Annotated in this window: 23 protein-coding genes and 1 riboswitch; of the genes, 14 read left to right on the forward strand and 9 right to left on the reverse strand. The window is 39.1% G+C overall.

What is annotated here, in order from left to right:
• Nucleotides 1-42 precede the first annotated feature (42 nt).
• Nucleotides 43-465: a DUF1801 domain-containing protein gene (locus GN157_RS06745; RefSeq protein ID WP_157482368.1), complete on the forward strand. Its 423-nt coding sequence runs from the start codon at nucleotides 43-45 to the stop codon at nucleotides 463-465.
• Here the strand turns inward: GN157_RS06745 and GN157_RS06750 are convergent, their stop codons facing one another.
• Nucleotides 466-888, reverse strand: a complete 423-nt coding sequence (locus tag GN157_RS06750; protein WP_157482370.1) for a GNAT family N-acetyltransferase — start codon at nucleotides 886-888, stop codon at nucleotides 466-468.
• A gap of 121 nt (nucleotides 889-1,009) precedes the next feature.
• Between GN157_RS06750 and GN157_RS06755 the strand changes: the two genes are divergently transcribed.
• From GN157_RS06755 to GN157_RS06765, 3 genes are read left to right on the forward strand one after another with little or no spacing between them, the layout of a single operon-like run.
• Nucleotides 1,010-1,414: a hypothetical protein gene (locus GN157_RS06755; RefSeq protein ID WP_157482372.1), complete on the forward strand. Its 405-nt coding sequence runs from the start codon at nucleotides 1,010-1,012 to the stop codon at nucleotides 1,412-1,414.
• Complete coding sequence (locus GN157_RS06760; RefSeq protein ID WP_157482374.1) at nucleotides 1,411-2,169, forward strand: helix-turn-helix domain-containing protein; 759 nt, start codon at nucleotides 1,411-1,413, stop codon at nucleotides 2,167-2,169. The genes GN157_RS06755 and GN157_RS06760 overlap by 4 nt, the downstream gene beginning before the upstream one ends.
• Nucleotides 2,170-2,197: 28 nt before the next feature.
• On the forward strand, nucleotides 2,198-3,361 hold the full coding sequence (locus GN157_RS06765; protein ID WP_157482376.1) for an FAD-dependent oxidoreductase: 1,164 nt from the start codon (nucleotides 2,198-2,200) through the stop codon (nucleotides 3,359-3,361).
• Nucleotides 3,362-3,411: 50 nt separating this feature from the next.
• Here GN157_RS06765 and katG read toward each other — a convergent pair whose 3' ends face one another.
• Nucleotides 3,412-5,685 (reverse strand): catalase/peroxidase HPI, encoded by a 2,274-nt coding sequence (katG, locus tag GN157_RS06770; RefSeq protein ID WP_157482378.1) that lies wholly within the window; start codon nucleotides 5,683-5,685, stop codon nucleotides 3,412-3,414.
• A 319-nt stretch (nucleotides 5,686-6,004) separates the two neighbouring features.
• On the opposite strand from katG, the gene GN157_RS06775 reads away from it, so the two are divergent.
• The 8 genes from GN157_RS06775 to GN157_RS06810 all read left to right on the forward strand — a co-directional run bounded on the left by GN157_RS06775 (nucleotide 6,005) and on the right by GN157_RS06810 (nucleotide 13,842).
• Nucleotides 6,005-6,385 carry a nuclear transport factor 2 family protein gene (locus GN157_RS06775; RefSeq protein WP_157482380.1) on the forward strand — a complete coding sequence of 127 codons (381 nt, stop codon included), beginning with the start codon at nucleotides 6,005-6,007 and terminating at the stop codon, nucleotides 6,383-6,385.
• Nucleotides 6,386-6,406: 21 nt separating this feature from the next.
• The gene (locus tag GN157_RS06780; protein WP_157482382.1) at nucleotides 6,407-7,480 is read left to right on the forward strand and encodes an NAD(P)H-dependent flavin oxidoreductase; all 1,074 of its coding nucleotides are present in this window, start codon (nucleotides 6,407-6,409) and stop codon (nucleotides 7,478-7,480) included.
• Between the two features lie 218 nt (nucleotides 7,481-7,698).
• Nucleotides 7,699-8,901: a Ca2+-dependent phosphoinositide-specific phospholipase C gene (locus tag GN157_RS06785; RefSeq protein ID WP_157482383.1), complete on the forward strand. Its 1,203-nt coding sequence runs from the start codon at nucleotides 7,699-7,701 to the stop codon at nucleotides 8,899-8,901.
• Between the two features lie 176 nt (nucleotides 8,902-9,077).
• A complete protein-coding gene (locus GN157_RS06790) occupies nucleotides 9,078-9,686 on the forward strand; it encodes a hypothetical protein (protein WP_157482385.1) in 609 nt (202 codons plus the stop codon).
• Between the two features lie 411 nt (nucleotides 9,687-10,097).
• Complete coding sequence (locus tag GN157_RS06795; RefSeq protein ID WP_157482387.1) at nucleotides 10,098-10,997, forward strand: MerR family transcriptional regulator; 900 nt, start codon at nucleotides 10,098-10,100, stop codon at nucleotides 10,995-10,997.
• 55 nt (nucleotides 10,998-11,052) lie between these two features.
• On the forward strand, nucleotides 11,053-12,564 hold the full coding sequence (locus tag GN157_RS06800) for a phytoene desaturase family protein (protein ID WP_157482389.1): 1,512 nt from the start codon (nucleotides 11,053-11,055) through the stop codon (nucleotides 12,562-12,564).
• The gene (locus tag GN157_RS06805; protein WP_157482390.1) at nucleotides 12,548-13,387 is read left to right on the forward strand and encodes a phytoene/squalene synthase family protein; all 840 of its coding nucleotides are present in this window, start codon (nucleotides 12,548-12,550) and stop codon (nucleotides 13,385-13,387) included. Before GN157_RS06800 ends, GN157_RS06805 begins: the two co-directional genes overlap by 17 nt.
• 11 nt (nucleotides 13,388-13,398) lie before the next feature.
• Nucleotides 13,399-13,842: a sterol desaturase family protein gene (locus GN157_RS06810; RefSeq protein ID WP_157482392.1), complete on the forward strand. Its 444-nt coding sequence runs from the start codon at nucleotides 13,399-13,401 to the stop codon at nucleotides 13,840-13,842.
• A 55-nt stretch (nucleotides 13,843-13,897) separates the two neighbouring features.
• On the opposite strand, the gene GN157_RS06815 is transcribed toward GN157_RS06810, so the two are convergent.
• From GN157_RS06815 to GN157_RS06835, 5 genes are read right to left on the reverse strand one after another with little or no spacing between them, the layout of a single operon-like run.
• Entirely contained in the window at nucleotides 13,898-14,461 is a 564-nt protein-coding gene (locus GN157_RS06815; protein WP_157482393.1) for a DUF4252 domain-containing protein, read from the reverse strand.
• A 5-nt stretch (nucleotides 14,462-14,466) separates the two neighbouring features.
• Nucleotides 14,467-14,991 (reverse strand): DUF4252 domain-containing protein, encoded by a 525-nt coding sequence (locus GN157_RS06820; protein WP_157482395.1) that lies wholly within the window; start codon nucleotides 14,989-14,991, stop codon nucleotides 14,467-14,469.
• A gap of 33 nt (nucleotides 14,992-15,024) precedes the next feature.
• Nucleotides 15,025-15,465, reverse strand: coding sequence for a DUF4252 domain-containing protein (locus GN157_RS06825; RefSeq protein ID WP_197429413.1), 441 nt, complete (start codon nucleotides 15,463-15,465; stop codon nucleotides 15,025-15,027).
• Nucleotides 15,466-15,469: 4 nt separating this feature from the next.
• Entirely contained in the window at nucleotides 15,470-15,907 is a 438-nt protein-coding gene (locus tag GN157_RS06830) for a hypothetical protein (protein WP_157482399.1), read from the reverse strand.
• Nucleotides 15,888-16,403 (reverse strand): RNA polymerase sigma factor, encoded by a 516-nt coding sequence (locus GN157_RS06835; protein ID WP_157482401.1) that lies wholly within the window; start codon nucleotides 16,401-16,403, stop codon nucleotides 15,888-15,890. Before GN157_RS06835 ends, GN157_RS06830 begins: the two co-directional genes overlap by 20 nt.
• Before the next feature lie 115 nt (nucleotides 16,404-16,518).
• Between GN157_RS06835 and GN157_RS06840 the strand changes: the two genes are divergently transcribed.
• Nucleotides 16,519-17,982: a S41 family peptidase gene (locus tag GN157_RS06840; RefSeq protein WP_157482403.1), complete on the forward strand. Its 1,464-nt coding sequence runs from the start codon at nucleotides 16,519-16,521 to the stop codon at nucleotides 17,980-17,982.
• 82 nt (nucleotides 17,983-18,064) lie between these two features.
• Here GN157_RS06840 and GN157_RS06845 read toward each other — a convergent pair whose 3' ends face one another.
• Together GN157_RS06845 and GN157_RS06850 are read right to left on the reverse strand one after the other, a co-directional pair.
• Nucleotides 18,065-19,099 (reverse strand): DUF5074 domain-containing protein, encoded by a 1,035-nt coding sequence (locus tag GN157_RS06845; RefSeq protein WP_157482404.1) that lies wholly within the window; start codon nucleotides 19,097-19,099, stop codon nucleotides 18,065-18,067.
• 19 nt (nucleotides 19,100-19,118) lie between these two features.
• Nucleotides 19,119-20,951, reverse strand: coding sequence for a TonB-dependent receptor plug domain-containing protein (locus GN157_RS06850; RefSeq protein ID WP_157482406.1), 1,833 nt, complete (start codon nucleotides 20,949-20,951; stop codon nucleotides 19,119-19,121).
• A 32-nt stretch (nucleotides 20,952-20,983) separates the two neighbouring features.
• Nucleotides 20,984-21,186: riboswitch (cobalamin riboswitch) on the reverse strand.
• A gap of 48 nt (nucleotides 21,187-21,234) precedes the next feature.
• Here GN157_RS06850 and GN157_RS06855 point away from each other — a divergent pair.
• Nucleotides 21,235-22,374: an ABC transporter substrate-binding protein gene (locus tag GN157_RS06855; RefSeq protein ID WP_157482408.1), complete on the forward strand. Its 1,140-nt coding sequence runs from the start codon at nucleotides 21,235-21,237 to the stop codon at nucleotides 22,372-22,374.

The following is a 22,374-nucleotide window of genomic DNA, read 5'->3' on the forward strand; positions in this document are numbered from 1 at the left end:
TATAAGTACATTGCATCTTTAAAAAAGTAACATCTCACTTACATGAACGTACAGCAACAAATACAGGAACACATAGACAGCCAGCCCGAACCTAAGCGTGCCGACATGCTACAACTACACAACCTCATGCTACAAATACTACCCGAAGGGAAACTGTGGTTTGATAGTGGTGTTGACAGTAACAATAAAACGGTTGCCAACCCTACAATAGGGTACGGTTTCTTTGTTATTAAATATGCTAACGGTAGTACCCGTGATTTTTTCCAAATTGGTGTAAGCGCAAACAAAACAGGAATATCGGTATATATACTGGGACTGAAAGATAAAAAGTACCTTGCTCAAACCTATGGAGAAAAAATAGGCAAAGCCAGCGTAACAGGCTACTGCATTAAGTTTAAAGCCTTAAAGGATATAAATATAGATGTGCTTGAAGAAGCTATTCGTTACCGACTTGAAAATGAATAACTATTTCGCTTTCTCTACTTTTAAAAACATCCCTTTAGAAGCTGGCATTGTATCTTTAAACCCAAACTTTTCATACAGGTATGAGGCATCTCCGTCGGCTATTAGGCTAACATAACAGGAATCCGGAAGATGGTTATTAATAAAATCGGTAAGATTTGCCATAATAAGCCTTCCAAGTCCTTTACCCTGATAGTTTGGATCTACACAAATATCTACCACCTGGCAAAAACAGCCTCCATCACCAATAATACGTCCCATTCCTATAACCTGATCATTATGCACTAACATTACACAGTGTAATGAATTGCTTAGTCCGGTTTTAGCAGCCTGTAGTGATTTAGCCGATAATCCGCATTTTACTCTTAATTCGGTATATACTTCAAAAGGAATGGTATCATTAACAACTTTAATTTCTTCAATCATGTTTTTTATATAAAAGATGGTTTTAAGATGTACTTTCCATCAAAAGTAAAAACATTTTAAATGTTAGTTGGGCTATCCTACGTAGAAATTTTACTACTTTTAAATCATTGTACTATAAACAATGAAAAAGCTGTTTCAAAATATAAAACTTATAAGCGTTTTATTTTTAGCGCTATGTAGTATTTACTGCTCTTGTGGTAAGAATTACACAAAAACCGAATCACTGCCTAAAAGTGTTTCAATTTTAGTTAAGGATAGGAAACTAAAACTACAGGACAGTCTTATAGATCGTTTTATGACCGACTTTAATAATGTCGAAAAAGTAAACAAACAAGACTTACCATTCCCTGTGTTGTTTGAGCTACAACTGGAATATGAAGGACATACAAAAACGTATATATCAAGCGGGGGTATATACACTATAGACAGCACTTATATTAAACCTAAAACAGACCTTGTATATAAATACTGGAACATTGAAGAGGGACAAATTTTAATGCTACCCCAAGAGGTAAAAAAGCCATGAACAACGACACTTTTTATTGTAAATTCATAGAACCGGAAGAATCACTGGCCGACTTTGTGGAAAGCATCGGGGTGTTTCATAATCCGGCCGATGAACCACGGGATGTTGTTGTATTGCCCGACGGACGCATAGACCTGTTTTTTTCCCGTTCGGCTACCGAGCCTTTTCATGTAACACTCATGGGACTGGAAACCGAACCCGAGCAACGAAGCGTTACACCACAAACTCTAAACTTTGCTATTAGCTTTAAACCCCTGGCGGTAGAGTATATTTTACAGACTTCCATAGCCGAATTTCTAAACAGTGCACAAAACTACCCGAATAACTTTTGGGGTTTTAATGATACCGACCTCAACGATTTTGATGCCTTTTATAAAAAGATTTCCGATAAAGTAAAAACACTTATCCCGAAAGAGATTGACGAAAGGAAACGCAAACTGTTTAACCTTATCTACGAATCTAAGGGAGAAATGACAGTACAGCAACTATCCCAAAGCGTATCATGGAGCAGCAGGCAAATTAACCGTTACTTTAACCAGTACCTCGGGCTTTCCCTAAAATCCTATTGCAATATACTCCGCTTTAGGAAATCACTGGAACATGTTGCCAAAGGAAAACTGTTCCCCGAACTTAACTTTACCGACCAGAATCACTTCATTAAGGAGATAAAAAAATTCTCGGGCGTAGTACCAAAAGAACTGTCCAAAAACAAAGACGACCGATTTGTACTATTATCCCTCCTGAAACGAAAATAACTTTGTACCGTTAATTAAAATTAATGGTATGAAATTAAACAACAAAAAAATAGCAATTGTAGGTGGCGGTCCCGGCGGACTAACACTGGCAAGACTCCTGCAACTTAAAGGAGCCAATGTAAAAGTATACGAAAGGGATTTTAACAAGCATGCCCGTGTGCAGGGTTCGCCACTGGATCTTCATAAGGATTCGGGGATTGCAGCGCTGCGTGCCGCTAACCTGCTTGAGGAATTCAAAAAAGCCTACCGCCCCGGTGCCGACAGGCTCACCATGACAAACCATCTTGGCGAAGTACTGTTTAGCGACCACGACACTACTCACAGAGAAGACTTTGACAACGAAGGCTTCCGACCTGAGATAGACCGTGGTCCGTTACGAATGTTACTGCTGGACTCCCTGCAACCCGAAACCGTAGTATGGGATTGTCATTTTATCGCTATGGAAAAGCAAAACGAAGGCTGGTTACTGCATTTTAAAAACGGAACTACTGCTTATGCCGATATTGTTATTGCTGCCGATGGTGCTAACTCAAAAATACGCCCCTATCTTACCGATATAAAAGCATTCTATTCAGGTATTACCATGATTGAGGTAAGCGTTCCCAATGCCGAAAAAGGTGCACCAAACATTTATAAATTAACCAACGGCGGTAAGATAATGGCTTTTGGCAACGGAAAGTGTTTACTTACCGGACTTAAAGGTAACGGAGACCTTGGGTATTACATTAGCCTTAAAACCGATGAAAACTGGGCTGAGGCAAATAATATAGACTGTAACAGTAAAGAACAGCTGTTGGAATGGTTTAAAAACGAATATGCTGAATGGGACAGCAACTGGTATGAACTGTTTGAAAACATTGCAACACCTTTTATACCCCGCCCTATTTACTGCATGCCGCTTAACCAGTACTGGGAAGCACAGCCTAACCTTACCCTGCTTGGCGATGCCGCACACGTAATGCCTCCGTTTGCAGGAGAAGGTGTTAATATGGCAATGAAAGATGCTTTGGAGCTTAGTGAATACCTAACCTCAGCCGAGTATGTTACTGTACACGATGCCATTGCTGCCTACGAAAAAGGTATGCGCAAAAGGGCATCGGGCATAGCACAGGAGTCCCTTGATAACGGAGAACGTATGCACTCTAAAGATGCTGCTAATGCAATGGTCCAGATGTTTAGCGAAATGGAATAAAAAAAGCCAGTCTCCCGACTGGCTTTTTCAATAACTAGTAAACAATATAATTACGCTAAATCAAATCTGTCTGCATTCATAATTTTATTCCAGGCAGCCACAAAGTCGTTTACAAACTTATCTTTGGCATCGGCGCTGGCATATACCTCAGCAACTGCCCTAAGTTCTGAATTCGAACCAAAAACAAGGTCGGCACGCGTACCTACCCATTTCGCCTTACCTGTATTACGGTCGCTGCCTACGTAAGTTTCCCTTTCGTCAGATGTGGCTTTCCACTCGGTATTCATATCCAGCAGGTTCACAAAGAAATCGTTTGTTAACTGCCCCGGCCTATCGGTAAACACACCATAGTTCGATCCGTCAAAATTAGTATTAAGTACACGCATACCTCCTAAAAGCACTGTAAGTTCAGGCGCAGTTAGGGTAAGCAATTGCGCCCTGTCTATTAATAGTTCTTCGGTAGACACCTGCGATTTCCCTTTGCGGTAGTTGCGGAAACCATCGGCAAACGGCTCAAGGTAACCAAACTGTTCTACATCGGTTTGCTGCTGTGAGGCATCCATACGCCCGGCTGCAACTGGCACAGTAATATTATGCCCTGCATCTCTGGCTGCTTTTTCTACTCCGGCAGCCCCGGCAATAACAATAAGGTCGGCCAGCGATACTTTTTTACCTCCGCCCTGAGCGGCGTTAAAGCTGTTTTGAATATCTTCCAGTTTACCCAGTACTTTTTGTAACTGTACTGGGTTGTTTACCAACCAGTCTTTTTGTGGTGCTAAACGGATACGTGCTCCGTTTGCTCCTCCCCTTTTGTCTGATCCGCGGAAGGTTGAGGCAGAAGCCCATGCTGTAGATACAAGTTCTGACACGCTTAATCCCGACTCCAGTACTTTTGCTTTTAGTGCAGCCACATCACTGTCGTTTACCAGTTCGTGGTTTACTTCAGGGATTGGATCCTGCCACAGCAGTTCTTCCTGTGGTACTTCAGGACCAAGGTAACGCGTTTTAGGTCCCATATCACGATGCGTTAGTTTGTACCATGCCCTTGCAAAAGCATCGGCAAACTCATCAGGGTTTTCATAAAAGCGTCTTGATATCCTTTCATATTCCGGGTCAAATTTTAAGGAAAGGTCGGTTGTAAGCATTGTAGGCCTGTGTTTTTTACTTCCGTCAAAAGCATCAGGTATTATATTATCAGCATTTTTAGCCACCCATTGGTGTGCCCCTGCCGGACTCTTAGTCAGTTCCCATTCGTAACCAAACAGGTTTTCAAAAAAGTTGTTACTCCACTGTGTAGGTGTTTTGGTCCAGGTCACTTCCAGTCCGCTGGTAATGGCATCACCGCCTTTACCCGTACCGTAGCTATTTACCCAGCCCAGTCCCTGTAACTCAAGGTCGGCTCCTTCCGGTTCAGCCCCCACATTATCTGCAGATGCAGCTCCGTGTGTTTTGCCAAAAGTATGTCCTCCGGCAATAAGCGCCACCGTTTCCTCATCGTTCATTGCCATACGACCAAAAGTGTCTCTAATATCCTGTATTGCTGCTACAGGGTCGGGATTTCCGTCTGGCCCTTCAGGGTTTACATATATAAGTCCCATCTGTACGGCTGCAAGAGGATTTTCAAGGTCGCGTGTATGTTTGTCTCCGTCGGCATCATCGTCAGATACTGTTACACCGTGTCCTTCTACTACACCTTCAGAACCATGCCCGTAACGGATATCTCCGCCCAACCAGGTTGTTTCACTACCCCAGTATACATCTTCTTCAGGCTCCCATACATCTTCACGACCTCCGGCAAAACCGAATGTTTTAAAGCCCATAGACTCTAAGGCCACATTACCGGTAAGTATCATTAAATCGGCCCACGATATTTTTTTTCCATATTTCTGTTTGATAGGCCAAAGCAGTCTTCGAGCCTTATCAAGGCTAACGTTATCAGGCCAGCTGTTAAGCGGAGCGAAACGTTGTTGCCCTGCACCTGCACCACCACGACCGTCACCTACACGGTACGTTCCGGCGCTGTGCCATGCCATACGAATGAATAACGGACCGTAATGTCCAAAATCGGCAGGCCACCAGTCCTGAGAATCGGTCATCAGTGCATGCAAGTCTCTTTTTACTTCTTCAAGATCAAGGCTGTTAAAAGCTTCGGCATAATTAAAGTCTTTATCCATAGGGTCAGACAGCGATGAGTTTTGTCGCAGCACACTTACTTTAAGCCTTTTAGGCCACCAGTCGTTGTTTTGGGTTCCCCCACCGGCAACATTGCTTTTCATACTGCCGTTATGAAACGGACATTTACTGATATCGTTTTCTTTTCCCATAATTTAATAATTTATGATTGGTTAATACTTTGTTCATTTTTTTGTTGTTACTCAACCATATAAAGTTATGATTTTAAGACAGATAATCAAAGGAGTTTAAAATCAATTAATTCTATATCATAATAATTAAAACCTATTTTACACACTCTTAAAAATAGAATTACATGATAGTCTTATTTTTAGGAGTACCACTTTGAAAGAAAACCATCTTTATAAATTGATTAATTAGGCTACAGTTAAAGTATTTTAAAAGTGATATAGGTCACCCTTTTTAGCGTGTTTTAATAGCGAACTTTGTTTTGTAACCAAATTTTAAGACATGGATACTACAAAACAGGATAGTTTGGCTATTGCCGAAATATTGGAACAACTATATTTTAAAGGATTGTATGAAGGAGATATTAACCTGCTCAGGGAACTTTTTAATCCCGGCACTCTACTGTTTGGCGATGTAAACGGGCAACCCTATGCCAAAACACTGGAAGAATATTTAGAGGGAGTTGCTAACAGGGTAAGCCCAAAGGATTATGGCACAGTGTTTAAAGGAAAAATCATAGCTATTGATGTGATTAACACTATAGCAATGGCTAAAGTAAACCTAAAAATGTATACCTTTAATTACTACGATTTACTTACTTTTCATAAGCTTAACGGTAAATGGGTAATAGTAAACAAAGCCCTCACAAATGTAAACGAATAACAATTTTTAAACCCTTAAACCATGTGGTACAATAATAAAGTAACCGAGATGCTGGGTATTAAATACCCAATAATGCAGGGACCCTTTGGCGGCGGACTCTCTACACCAAAACTGGCAGCTACTGTTTCAAACATGGGAGGTCTTGGCGGGTATGGTGCCTACACCATGAGCCCACAGGATATTTATGACATTGACAAACAAATTAAAGCACTTACTAATAACCCTTATAATATCAATCTTTGGGTTTCAGACACCGATGCCATAAACGGCACCGTTAGCAATGAGGTATACGAATATACCAAACAACGCTTTAAACCTTATTTTGATAAGGCAGGAGTCGAAATGCCCGATAAACCTGCTCCGTTTAAGTCAAGGTTTGAGAATCAGTTACAGGCTATCCTTGATATAAAACCTAAAGTATTCAGTTTTATGTTTGGACTGTTGCCGGAAGATGTAATGGAACAATGCCGTAAACGCGGTATAAAACTGGTAGGTGCTGCCACAACACTCGATGAAGCCATTGCATTAAACAATACGGGAGTCGATATGATAATAGCCTCGGGGTTTGAGGCCGGAGGACACCGTCCATCGTTCCTTGCCCCTGCAGAACAGTCTACAACAGGTACTTTTGTATTAATACAACTTATAAAGGAAAAAGTAAGTGTTCCTGTTATTGCTGCCGGAGGTATTGCCACAGGTAGCGGGATAGCCGCAGCATTTACCTTGGGTGCCGATGCAGTACAAATTGGCACTGCCTTTTTAGCCTGCGAAGAATCGGGTGCATTGCCTGCACACAAAGAAGCCTTATTTAGTGATGCTGCAAAATACACAATGCTTAGCCGCGCCTACACGGGTCGCCTGGGCAGAGGCATCAGTACACAGCTAGGACTTGACTTAATAGGTAAGGAAAATGATTTACTCCCTTTCCCGTTACAAACTACTTTTATGTCGGTTTTAAGAAAGGCGGCACTGGAAAAACAAAAACACGATATGGTGCTTTTTTGGGGAGGACAAATAGCCCCAATACTTAAACACCGAAAAGCGGATGAACTCATGAAATCCCTTATTGCCGACACAACAGACATACTTCACTGATTACCATACAAATAAAAACATACCCGAAATAAGGTCTGTTTTTTTACTGATAAAGTCCGTCGCTAATTAGTGACGGACTTTTTTTATCCTTGTCAAACTAAGCCTTTAACCACAACAGGTGTTTTTACGCAGTGTAAAAAAACAGGTAATTATACTCGCGGAAACCTTTACGGATAGCCATAACTTTGCTACACAAACCAACCAACCAATATTTAACGATGGAAAGCTTAAAGTACAATCAGGTTATCTTTAAGGCTTCCGGCAATTGCAGTAAAAACAGAGAAACACTGGAGGAACAACTGGCTTTTAACCCAAATGTACCCGACAATTGCGGTTGTCTTAGTCTTGAGTTTCGGGCATGGAGGCATAGCACCCCTTTTAACCCTTACAAAAGCATAGAATCAAGCTTTTTTGCCCTGTCGCGATTTACTACAACCGAAACATCGTTAAGCATCCACTTAAAAAAGTTACAGGAATGGCACAATGCGACACCAAACCACTACCCGGTACTTATTAATCTTGAAATTAACAACCTTAATGGTATTGATGCTAACTTTCATGATGAAATAGACACCTACCTTAAATGTTATTTTGGAAAGGAGCTTATTTTTAAACCGGGACAACTTATAAAAAACAGTAGCCTTAGCCTTGCCGAAAACGTAAAAAATAACGGATGGCCTACTTTAGCCCAAATGCGCGGAAAGTTTATTTTTTGCCTTACAGGAAACTCCGACCGTAAAAATAAATATGCCAATAACGATATTGAAAACCGATACTGTTTTAGCGAAGGAGTAATATCTACACTAAAAGATATTCCTGAAAAAGGGAATATTGTTTTTTTCAGTACTATATATGCACCTTATCAGCCTTATAAGGAACTATTCAGAAAAAAACTGGGCTACTATCATGATGCTAATTATATAACCCGCCTATATAATGTAAACAGTAGCGATGCCTGGGAGTATGCCATTGCTCACAACTTTAGCGTTATAACTACCGATAAATTAAATGCATCGGGCGATGCCGAGATCTCCCCCCTTGTACCTATAAGGCGAAAAGCCATAACCGTAAAAGGGTATTTAAAAAATAAAGCCAATAACGAATATAGGACTAACAAAGCCAGTAAAATGTGCCGTAGTTTTAAAAATGATGTTTGCACTTTTATTTTTGAAAAGCACGGAAAAGGCTTTGCCCTTAAAAACGAGGAAACTCAGGAATACCTTAACAGTAACATGAATTATATTCCGCTTGCCGGATTTACCGAAGATGAACTGTGGGTAGCTATAAGAGCCGAAGGCGAAGAAAACGGCTATTATTTTAAAAACATAAAGAATAGTAAGTACCTTACCAAAAAGGCTTCAAGGCTATCGGACTCACAGGGAGCTACCGAAATTTTCCTAACCGGTATTCCACTGGAATAATACAAATACAAAAGCTATTTCATCGTCTTTATTTACCCTTAAACGAAAACATAGTGGTTTATTTTTCAATCCATTATACACTATATTATATTTGCACTAACCTTACAAAACCCAGCAATGACATCCAACTTACAAATATATTTTGTTCAAATTACAGGGATTATATCCCTGTTTTTTTGCACTCATGTAAACCCGCTATAAGCAATAACGAAAGCGACAGTATTGAGCCTGAAAAAAATACTACAGAATTGCCTGCTGATACTATGGGAATAGTGAAACCTACCCTTGGTGATCAAAATAATAAAAATTATTCTACACTAACTACAAGTAAAGAATCGGCAGAGAAAATTAAAACATTCCTACATCAAAAATATCTTGAAGACTTTGACATATTAAAGCCTGCCGACAGAAAATTCAGTTTCTTTCAAACCGATTTTAATAACGACGGAAAAGACGATTACTTTGTACACCTGTACGGAAGTTATTTTTGTAATGCAGAAGGATGCACTTATTTGCTTTTAGATAATAACCTAAATGAGATAGCTGTTTTAAACAACCTTTACTCCCCTATTTACAGAAGTGATAAAACTACAAACGGCTGGAATGATATAATTCTTTTCTCTCCCGATATTTTAAAGGATAAGCAACAATACATAAAGATAGCCTTTAAAAACGGTAAATATACTTATAGTCCTGCAAATGCAGAAAAGCTGGATTCCATTCCGTCTCAAAACTGTATAGTAATGTGGGACAACAAAGTAAGTGTTAAAGAATTTTCATTTTAAATTCTGTTAATCTAATCCATATTACATGAAAAAAGCCCCGTTGGTTATCGGGGCCTTTTTATCTCTAAAACTTGCGTTAATAGATTGATCGATTGGTTTGTTGTGGTACAAAGATGAGATTACCCCTACAATTTCGCAATACAGGAAAATACTGAATTTTATTGCGGAAAATACGTAATCTAAATTTAGAGCACAAAAAAACCCGCTTTGTCCCCAAAGCAGGTTATAATAGAACAAACATTGCATAACCCGTCGTAGCTCGGTTTACAAGCACAAAAGTCCAATTCTATAAAACGTTTTACAATACAGGAAAACACTAAATCTAAGTAAGTAAAATACGTAACCCTTTCATTAATTATGATTGGGTTAAAATTATTTTTATTAATTTTGTTTAATCATTTTACAAAAACAATGAACACAATTAAAAACGTATTCAATATTAAGGATCTGGAAAACCTTTCGGGTATCAAGGCACATACCATCCGTATTTGGGAAAAAAGGTATAATATCCTTGAGCCTATGCGTACCGATACTAACATACGTTTTTACGACATTGAAAATTTACAGAAACTACTCAATATAACCACATTACACAACTTTGGTTACAAAATATCGGCTATATCAAAAATGCCGCCCGAAAAGCTGCCCGTACTGGTTAAAGAGATCTTATCAAAAAACAACCTGGCCGATCATGTACTGAACAACTTTAAGCTGTCCATGATGAATTTTGACCAGGCATTGTTTTTAAACACTTACAATTCCCTGTTACAGGAAAAATCATTTAGAGAGATATTCCACGAATTCTTTATACCACTGCTTAGCGAAATAGGCTACCTGTGGCAAACCAACACTATAACACCGGCACACGAACATTTTATAAGTTTTTTAATTAAGCAGAAGCTCGCTTCTAACACCGAGAAGATACAAATAACCCCTCCTACAAAAACCGACAGGACTTACGTTTTATACCTGCCGCAAAACGAAATACACGAACTGGGACTTATGTTCCTTAACTATGAACTGGTATTAAACGGATATAAAACCGTATATTTAGGAGAGAGTGTACCAATGGAAAACCTAAGAGATGTAAAAACCTATTTTAACAAAATTACGTTTATAACCTATAGTACTATTGCGCCAGACAATAACGAGATAACTAATTACGTAAACAACCTTAAACAACAGGTAGTAAACGATACCGATACCAGGCTTTATGTTTTTGGCAGAAACGGAAAATTTCTGGATCAGGACACCTTAAACCATAACATTAAGGTGTTTAACAGCATAGCCCAATTTACCGACAGGATATAAATTAACAAAAGTTTACTTTGTTATTGTTTAATCTTTTTCTATTTTTATTAAACAAATGAACACTACCATAAACATAATCGGATCAGGATTTTCCTCTTTGGCAGCTGCCTCCTATTTAGCCCGTACAGGCTGTAATGTTACTGTATACGAAAAAAACAGCATTATAGGCGGAAGGGCGCGTCAGTTAAAAAAAGACGGATTTACTTTTGATATGGGACCTACATGGTACTGGATGCCCGATGTTTTTGAACGTTTTTTTGAAGATTTCGGGAAACGCCCTAAAGATTATTACGAGTTAAAAAAGCTATCACCTGCCTACAGCGTATGCTTTGGCATGAACGATTTTATAACCATAGGTGATAACCTTGACGAGATATGCCGTGTGTTTGATAAAACAGAACCCGGCAGCAGCAGCAAACTGCGCAAATTTATAGCCGAAGCAAAAAGCAATTATGATATTGCTATAAAAGATTTAGTATACCGCCCGGGTTTATCCCCACTTGAATTGGTTACCCCACAAACCATCGCAAAGCTCGGGCAATTTTTTGGTAATATTTCCAGAGATATCCGTAAGGAATTCAAAAACAAAAAACTGGTACAAATACTGGAATTCCCGGTACTGTTTCTGGGAGCAAAACCAAGCGATACTCCATCGTTTTACAGTTTTATGAACTATGCAGATTTTGGCCTTGGCACCTGGTATCCTAAAGGCGGAATGTTTAGCGTTGTGGAAGCCATGCAGCAACTGGCTATTGAACAGGGTGTGAAGTTTGTTACCGATGCTAATGTGGAAAAAATTGAAGTAGATGAAGACGGACGTGCCACACACATTATTGTAAACGGAGAAAAAATAGCAGGCGACATTACTTTAAGCGGTGCTGATTACCATCATACCGAAACTCTTTTAGATAAAAAATACAGGCAGTACAGTGAGGGTTATTGGGAAAAGAAAACTTTCGCCCCTTCTTCCCTGCTGTTTTATGTTGGTTTCAGCAAGCCTGTAGAAAATGTAGAACATCATACCCTTTTCTTTGATGTGGAGTTTGACGACCATGCAGCCGATATTTATGATGATCCTAAATGGCCTGAACAGCCTTTATTCTATGCCAGTTTCTCGGCAAAAACTGATAGTGATACCGCTCCGCAGGGAATGGAAGCCGGAACTTTTTTAATTCCGCTTGCCCCCGGGCTTGAGGACACTCCCAAATTAAGAGAAGTCTATTTCGAAAAAATAATCACAAGGCTTGAAAACCTTACACAACAAAGCCTTAAAGACAGTATACTTTTTAAAGAGTCGTTTTGTGTAAACGATTTTGTAAACGATTACAACTCTTATAAAGGAAACGCATATGGCCTTGCCAATACCCTGTTGCAAACCGCCTTTTTAAGGCCTGGGCTTAAAAGCAACAAAGTAAAAAACCTGTTTTTTACGGGACAGCTTACCGTTCCCGGACCGGGCGTTCCCCCTGCATTAATATCGGGGAAACTGGTAGCGGGACTCATAGAAAAACAATTATACAAACAATCCAAACAAACTTTTACCAAACGTTATGAAATCAATATTTGATAAAGTTTCCTTTGATTGCAGCAAGAATGTAACAAGGTCATACAGTACCTCGTTCTCCTCTGCCGTTAAAATGCTGTCACCCCGCATAAGACAGGATATTTATAATATTTATGGCTTTGTGCGCTTTGCCGATGAAATTGTAGACACGTTTCACGACTACAATAAGGAAGAGCTTTTTGATCTTTTTGAGAAAGACCTCAATAACGCCCTGCGTGATAAAATTAGCCTTAACCCTGTACTGAATTCGTTTCAGCATACGGCTAACCAGTACAATATACCTAAAGAACTGATTGATGCTTTTATGAAAAGTATGAAGCAGGATTTGGTAAAAAAGGAGTACAGCTCACTTGCCGAATACAACGAATACATTTATGGATCGGCAGATGTGGTAGGATTGATGTGCCTAAAGGTTTTTGTGAATAATGACGATGCCCGATATGAAGAACTAAAAGGACCTGCCATGCGATTAGGCTCGGCCTTCCAAAAGATAAACTTTTTAAGAGACATTAAAGCCGATACCGAAGAACTGGGAAGAAGCTACTTCCCTTCCCTAAACCTTAACGAAATTACAGACGATATTAAACAGCAGATAGTTCAGGAAATTGAAGCCGACCTTGCCGAAGGCTACAGAGGTATTTTAATGTTACCGGTAGAAGCTAAGTTTGGTGTATATACTGCTTATGCCTACTATAAAAAGCTACTTAAAAAACTAAAGGCTACCCCATCTCCCGAAATTAAAACCCGAAGAATAAGGGTTCCTAATTATCAAAAATTTGGCTTACTGGCACAGTGTTATTTAAATTATCGTTTTAACTTTATATAAAAATCAAAACCATGTTAGTTTACATACTGGTATTTATATTAACCTTTTGCATTATGGAGTTTATGGCGTGGTTTACACATAAATACATTATGCATGGTTTTTTATGGAACCTGCACAGGGATCATCACCGCAAAGATCACGACTCGTGGTTTGAGCGTAACGATGCCTTTTTTATATTCTATGCCTTAGTTAGCATTGGGTTCTTCCTGTTATGGAAGTACCAAATACTGGATATAGGGCTGGCTATTGGGTTGGGAATACTCGCCTATGGTATAGCTTACTTTTTTGTACACGATATTTTTATACACCAGCGCTTTAAGTTTTTGCGTAATGCCAACAACCGTTATGCAAAAGCGGTAAGAAGAGCACATAAAATGCACCACAAACACTTAGGGAAAGAACACGGCGAATGCTTTGGCATGCTAATCGTTCCGTTTAAATATTTCAAAAAATAAAAAAATCCGCTGCAAGAGCGGATTTTTCGTTTTAAGAACTATTATTTATATCAAATTAACCTTCACTGTTATTATTTACATTCATTGCATCAAGAGCCGGTTGCAGTTGCGCAATGTCTATTCCTGATTTTTGTATCAGTTGTACTACAGTAAATATATCTCCCGGAGTCATATCGTCTCCCAGCACCCTTATAAGCCCAAAACTGTCTCCGTTTTGATGCAGGTAAATCACAAACTCATCTATATCATCATTTTCGCCCAGCATGCTTATACTGCCTCCGCTTTTACCCGAACCGAAACGCATCAGTTCATCATAGCCTCCTGTTTTAAGCAGTCCTTTTACATTTTTAGCTTCGGTTGTATACAGTTGGTCGTTCTCATTCCCGCTTTTAAAAATCAGGATATTGAGTTTTTTAACTGCATCGAGCGCTTTTGTCTCCTTTTGTGATAAATCAAATTTATCCCCTTTTATAATACTGGTCCCTAAATCAAAGGCAAGGAAATCCTGAGACTCTGATTTTTCAACAAAGTACTTTTGTAATGACGGACCCGAATCGCAAGACACTAAGCTTAGCATAAGGGCAAGCATAATCCCGAAAAGATAATGAATGGTTTTCATGATTTTTATTTTTTACCTGATGCCTTTTTTAGTTTATCACCTCCCGGTATCTTCATATAATCGGTAAGGAAAGATATTTCCTTAAGATCAAAAGTACCTGTAAGTGACATTAAAACGGTATCGTCACCTTCTCCGCCGTTAATAAACATAAGCAGTTCTTTAACCTCAGATGGGGTTGCTCCGGTTTTTACATAAATCTTAATGGTTTGCCCGCCTTCATTAATACGCATTAGTTCTTCTAACGGGTATTTTTTAAGGTAAGCATCCACTGTTTTTTTCATTTCTCCTTTGAACTTAGCATTTTCGGTAGTGAATACCTTTAGGTTATCCAGTCTTTTAATAAGACTGAAAAGCTGTTTGGTATTTGGGTCGCCTGAGTCGGCTTTCACCTCACTCATAAGTTCAAACATTTTTTTATTAACCAGTATAGATACTATCTCATCTTCATTCTCAAACTTGTCAAACATTGACTGTGCGAAGAACAAAGTAGGCATTAGCACTAATACAAAGGTTATAATCAGCTTTTTCATTTTGTGGTAATATATTAAGTTTATGGTACTTTATTACAATTTTACTTTACCCGTAAAGGTAACAACTAATGTCTCATCACCGTCACCTCCGTCAACAAATACGAGTACTTCATCTAAAGTATCTGAAGATGTTTGTTTAGCATACACTTTTACTTCCTCGCCGTCATCTTTTACGCTAACCAGCGTTTTCATATTATTATCCCTAAGATAATCTTTTACCGCAGCTTTTAGCTGTTTTTTGTACTTTTTCACTTCAGTACTGTACACTTTAAGGTTATCAAGTCCTTCGGTAAATTTAGTTACCATGTCCTGTTCGCTCTTGCCTACTTTCATTTCTTTGGCAAGATCAATCATGCTTTTATCAACAACAATAACCGCTACATCGTCTATGTCGTTAAACTTATCAAATGCTCCCTGTGCATAAAACAGCACCGGTACCAGCATTACAATTAAGGTTACTATAAGCTTTTTCATTTTTTCACTTTTTAAAGATTGTTTTTCTTGATGATTCATATTCTTCGAGATACCCTATAGTGCTAGCCCCCTTATTTACATTTTGCGACAGCAGGTTTAATGCCTTTTGGGTTTCCCTTAAAGCCACTTCGGGATCATCAAAGGTACCAAGGTCATTATCATTAGGCTGCCTGTCAATAAAGGTAAACACCCCAAATAAAATCACCACGCTTGCTGCAACCGATAGCCATGTAACATATTGTTTTCTGGTTTTTAATGGTATCGTTTTTTCAAAGCGTTGGTTTTTCTCATGGGCAAAATACCCAAACATTGGCCTGTATTGCTCCAGATGAGGCGCCACATCGTGTGAAGAAAAGTACATCTTAAGCTGGTTTTCTTCAGCAATACTGGTTTCTGCGTCAAAGTATTTATCTATAAGTATTTCAATTTCTCTTAATTCCATAATTGTGCATTTTTGTTAATTCGTCCCTCAGTGCTTTCCTGGCACGGGATAAAGCTACCCTCACTGCCGTTTCATTCATTTCCATTATTTTGGCAATCTCTTCAAATTCGTATTGCTCTACATCCCGCATTTGCAAAATAAGCCGCTGCTGTTCGGGGAGCGTATTCATTATTTTTTCTGCCCACTGCCAGGTATCGCGGTCTTCGGTTTGCTTTTGCAGTCCCGGTTCACGATCACTGTAGTTGGAGTGCACTATCCGCAACTCGGTAGCCCTTTTAGACTTTAACTGATCCAGGCAGTAGTTTTTTGTTATAGTCATAGCCAGGGCTTCCACACTCGAATAGTTATCTAGCTTAGCCTTGTTTTTCCATAACCTTACCAAAACTTCCTGAGTAGCATCTTCGGCTTCTTCGTTACTAACTAACAGCCGTTTTGCCAGCCTGAAAACACGGTCTTTAAAAGGAGTAATAATATTTACGAACTCCGTTTGATTCATAATAATTTGCTATCGTTGTTTGCGGTTTTATAATAGGAAGACGAATACCTTTGTTTTTTGTTACAAATAATATTAAAAATATTAAATTTACGTTTTATACTTAAAACTGCTATACATGAAAAAAATAAGTATTGCCATTTGCTTACTGCTTATTTCTGCTTTTGCCCTGCAAAGCTGTGAAGATATGGATGATAATGCTGTTCCTGTAAACGATTTTATATGGAAGGGACTTAACCTGTATTATTTATGGCAACCGGAAATTCCAAACCTTGCAGACGACAAATTTGGCAACCAGGCAGAGCTTAATACATTTGTACAGAGCTACTCCAGCCCCGAAGCACTTTTTAACAGCCTTTTGTATGTAGATCCTGCAAACCCTGCAAAAAGTGACAGATTTAGTATTTTAGTACCCGACTATAACGTACTGGAAGCTGCCCTACAGGGTGTAGCTAAAAGTAATGGTGTGGAGTATGGACTAGTGTATACCGATGCCTCTCAAACCAGTATATTTGGATATGTACGCTATATATTACCTGATAGTGATGCCTCTACTAAAAATATTCAGCGTGGAGATATATTTTATGCTGTAAACGGCACTTCGCTTACACCTTCCAATTACAGAAGCCTTTTAGCTGCCGAAAGCTACACTTTAAATCTTGCCGATTATAATGAAGGTACTGTTACCCCAAATGGTGAAGAGGTTAGCCTTACCAAGTATGAATATGGTGAAGACCCTGTTTATTTTTCTGATGTGGTATATAATGAAGGCGGAAAAACTATTGGGTACTTAATGTACAATGGTTTTTACAGCAGTTATGACAGCGAACTTAACACTGCTTTTGGTAATCTTGCTGCACAAGGTGTTAATGAACTGGTGCTTGACCTACGTTATAACGGAGGCGGGTCTGTACGTACTGCAACTTATCTTGCCAGTATGATAACAGGTCAGTTTGAAGGCCAGCTACTGGCTAAAGAACAATGGAACCCTAAACTACAGGATTATTTTGAGAATAATAACCCTGATGCACTAATAAACAACTTTACAGGAGCATTAAACGACGGAACAGGAATTAACCATCTTAACCTTAATAAGGTATATATACTCACAACAGGTAGCACGGCTTCTGCCAGTGAGTTAATAATTAACTGCCTCAAACCTTATATTGATGTGGTACAAATAGGTACTAAAACCATAGGTAAAAATGCAGGATCTGTTACATTGTACGACTCTGCCGATTTTTCTAAAAATGATGTAGACCCAAGTCATCGCTATGCTATGCAGCCATTAGTGCTTAAAATAGTTAACAAAAATAACTTTGGTGAGTATGAAGAAGGTATAATTCCGGATATCGAAATGCCCGAAGATTATGATAACCTTGGCGAAATAGGAAACCCAAGCGAGCCTTTACTGGCAACGGCAATTAGCCAGATTACAGCAAACGGAAGGATGATGCCACAACAACCTGCCAGGGAACATAAAATATTTAAAACATCTAAAACCATGTTGCCTTTTGGCAATGAAATGTATATTGAAGAGGTGCCACAAAATTTAGGTCACCTTATAAAAGAATTACCATAAAATATATAAAATTCAAAAGGCTTCCCTAGGGAAGCCTTTCTTTTTAAACATAAACAAAATTACTTTATTTTTAGCTAGTAATTTAATTGTTAAAGTAGAAACTGTTTGGTCCAACTCCTACTTTTAATGTGTTTATTAATGTACCATTGGTACCGTAAATATAAATGTCGCTGTTTGAAATAAAGTCCCCACCATCTGCAATATATACTTTACCATTATAAGCACTAAATCCATACATAGCTCCCCATTGAGAATCTGAATTATAAGTAATTAACGCTTCTGTAGGCACTGTTGTTGAATTCAAAGGTAAGGTATAAACGCTAGTTCCAACAGTATAGTATATAGAGTTGTCAGAAATTGTAAGATTTTTTGCACCTGCCATTTCATCAGTTAGCTCAATAGTACCGCTAATTGTATTGTTAGCAAGGTTTATTCTGCTTATTTCAGTACCACCCATCACATATAAAGCTCCATCTTGCTCGTCAAATGAATTTGGAGAATAACCAAGCTCAACAACTGCCTCAACAGTATTGTTTGCAGGATTGAATACTGTTACAGATGAACCGCTACCGTAGTATCCGTTAGCAATGTAAAGCTTACCATTTTCTGTAAGTACTCTTTCAGCATAATCGTTAAGCTCTACTGTAGATGTGGTGAAGCTTGCAAGATCAATAACTGTTAAGAAATCATCCGGATCTGCATAAGCAGCAGAGTTAGTGATATAAGCTTTACCGTTAATAACTGCACCATATCGTGGGTTACTAAAATCAGTATCAATACTAGCAACAAACTCAAAAGTATATCTGTTCACTACAGTTACTTTGTTAGCCAAACCGGAAATGATAAACGCATAATCATTACTAAAAAACATTGACTGTAAGTAAGATCCCATAGCGGGAGCATCTGGGTTTACAGTCTTAAATATATCCTGCTCTACAGTACCGTCGCTTCCTATAAAAGATACTGAAGATGAAGATGGGTTACTGTTACCTTCGTTAAGTACAAAAGTTCCGTTCCCGTAAGCACCAGAACCCGATCCATTATCGTCGTCACTGCTACAAGACACAAAAAATAAAGAACCGGCCAAAAGCGCAAATAATGAATTCTTAAATTTCATAATAGTTGTTAAGTTTAAGTTAGAGTTTTAAAGTGAAATAAAAATTAAAGTTTCTTCCGGGCATTTGCCTGCTGTCTACACTAACATAATCAGCATTCCAAACATTAAGCACCTGTGCTCCCAGTTTATAAATAGTCGTTTTTCCAAAAGTATATTCGGCACCAATATTACCTGTAGTGTAGGCGTCTAAATTATACCTTGAGTTGTTGTCAGATCGTGTAAATACCTCTCCGGTATATAAAAACTGGTAGTAAGCCGTTAGCCTTTTATATCCGTAAGATAATGCTCCCGATGCCTTGTGGTAAGGCACATATACAAGCTGATAACCGGTATCTTCGTTCTCACTGCGGGTATAACCATACACGACGGTAAGCCCCAGTTTGTGTGCATTAAATTCCCTGTTGTATTTAAACACTGTTTCTATACCATAGGTTTTAACCCTATCAGTATTTTGTGGTCGCCACACACTGCCTGTAGGGAGCCAGCGCAGCATATCCTTTAGTTTAATATAATAACCCGTTACGCTTAGGCTTGCATTTTTAATGGTAAACTCGTTACCTATTTCTCCCTGTATTGAACTTTCGGGTTTCAAATCGGTATTACCGCTACCCTGCCAGTACAAGTCCTGGAAGGTAGGTATCCTGAAGTTTTTGGAACCGTTTACCCTTAGCAGGTAAAAATCGGAAAAACGGTATTTTGCTCCTGCCGAATACAAAAACGGACTCTCATAATTATTTGTAGCCTCTTTCCTTATACCCGCCTCATACATTAATTTATCAGTAACCGAATGACTAAACAATACACTTGCCGAACCTATATGCCTTTCGGCTCCTTCAAGGCTGGAACCATATCCTTTAGTTTGGGTAAAGTTCAATACCGAGTTCAGTTTCATCTTACTGTTAATCTGGAACAGCAAGTCGTACTTCCCTATTACGGATTCTGACTTTCCGTAGCTGTAATCTTCCGCATAAATATTATCAAAGTACTTGTACTTTTCACTCAGGTAAGCCGCCTTTAGTTTTGAGGTAAACCTGCCGTAATAGCCTGTCCATTGCAGCATGTTCCTGGTATCAAAATTATCATACTTTGTTCTTGTTTCCGATGGGAATATTAGCGAGAAATGCCTCTCCCCCTCAAACAAATAGCTATAATAGGTAAGGACATTTTTTTGATTGATTTTATAACCCACAGTAGCCGAGGCACTGTTGTTATAATACTGCCCGTTAAGATTATGTCCGTCCTTACCTACGTAATCATAGTCGTTGTCAGAGCTGTTTCGGGTAAAGCTAAGTGATGCGCTAAACTTATCTGTAGCCATAGTTCCGGCATAATGCAGCCCCAGTGTATTAAAGCTGCCGTAGTTTGCCCTAAGCTCGTTAGTGAATTTTTCTTTATACTCAAGTTCGTTGTTCAGGTGAATACTCCCCCCTATGGCGCTACTGCCATAAATAACACTTCCGCCCCCTGCCCTAACATCTATGGCATTAAAATCGCGGGTATTAATAACGTTAAAGTCGGTTTGCCCGTTTAACTGGGAGTTTATGTTTATACCGTTCCATATTACTGCGGTTTGCTGAGCAGTTGTCCCCCTGAATGACGGAGACGAAACCATACCCAGTCCGTTTTCCTTAAAGTAAATGGTGGTATTGTAGTTTAAAAATGAAGTAAGCGATGCCTGATTGATCCCTATAACCGAATCGTTTAGCACAAGCACCTGCTGTGTGTTAGAAAAATCACGCAATTGCGTGTCTGATATTATCACTTCTTTCAAAGGGACAATAGTATCCTGCTGCGCCCATAACTGGTGGCACATTACAACGGCTAATACAAGAATGAGTCTGTTAAATGTCATAATTTCCAGAACCTTTTTTCCCGAAGGTTCGATAATTGTTAACACTAAAGGCAGGTCTCCTGGCTTGCGTACTGTTGTTTACCTTCCCGCCTATACAGGCAGTGGCTCGCAGTTAACAACAGCCTCCCAAAAGGGATATAGCTTACAGTTGCGGGAACAGCTCAGGTATTACACCTGATTCCCTTTTAATACAGTGTGCTGCCGGCACACTATAACCTAAAGTTGGGTGCAAATATAGGATTAATATTGAAATTTATACATTTGCAGCAGCTTAATATTTGTTATGAAAATCTTACACTACCCTATTTTCCTTTTTTTATTACTGGCGGTAACAGGCTGTAAAAAACAGGAAAAAGCACACGAAGAAACTACCGAAACCGTAGAGAATTCAATAGTTTATGCCAAAGGACTGGAGCTGTACAAACACCACGGCTACACCATTGTAAAAGTGACTAACCCTTGGCCTAATGCTACCGAAAGCTTCACTTATGTGATGCAGCAAAAAGATGCTGTTGTGCCCGATAGTCTTAAAAAATATACTACGGTACAGGTACCATTGCAGTCAATTGTGGTAACTTCAACAACACATATACCGGCAATGGAAATGCTTGGTATGGAAAATACTTTGGTAGGTTACCCCGGTACGGATTTTATTTCAAGTGAAAAGACCAGAAAACGTATTGATACGGGACTGGTTAAAGACGTAGGTCAAAACGAAGGGCTTAATACCGAAATTATGATTGACCTCTCTCCCGATGCTGTTGTGGGCTTTAGTATAAGCAGTAACAACAAATCCATGAACACCCTTAAAGACAGCGGACTAACCGTTTTATACAATGGTGACTGGACAGAGCAAAGCCCGCTGGGAAGAGCCGAATGGATTAAATTTTTCGGGGCACTTTACAGCAGGGAAAGAGAAGCCAATATTATTTTTAATCAGATCGTAAAAGATTATAACGAGGCTAAAAAAATAGCACAAAACACTACCGAAAAACCTACGGTTATGGCAGGAGCTATATTTCAGGATCAATGGAACCTGCCACAGGGAGGAAGCTGGGGAGCGCAGTTTTTAAAAGATGCCAATGCCGATTATCTTTGGAAAGATACCGATGGAACCGGAAGCCTTAGCCTATCTTTTGAAACCGTACTGGATAAAGCCGAAAATGCCGAATACTGGATTGGACCAAACAGTTATACATCGCTTACCCAAATGACAGAAAACAATCCGCATTACGGACAGTTTCAGTCGTTTAAAAACAAGAAGGTATACTCCTTTGGTACTAAAAGAGGACCTACGGGAGGATATGTATATTATGAACTTTCGGCAACAAGGCCCGATCTTGTTTTAAAAGATCTTATCAAGATATTTCATCCGGAACTGTTACCGGATTACGAACTTTACTTTTTCGAAAAACTAAACTAA

The organism is Flavobacterium rakeshii, assembly GCF_009741375.1.
Classification (GTDB): domain Bacteria; phylum Bacteroidota; class Bacteroidia; order Flavobacteriales; family Flavobacteriaceae; genus Flavobacterium; species Flavobacterium rakeshii.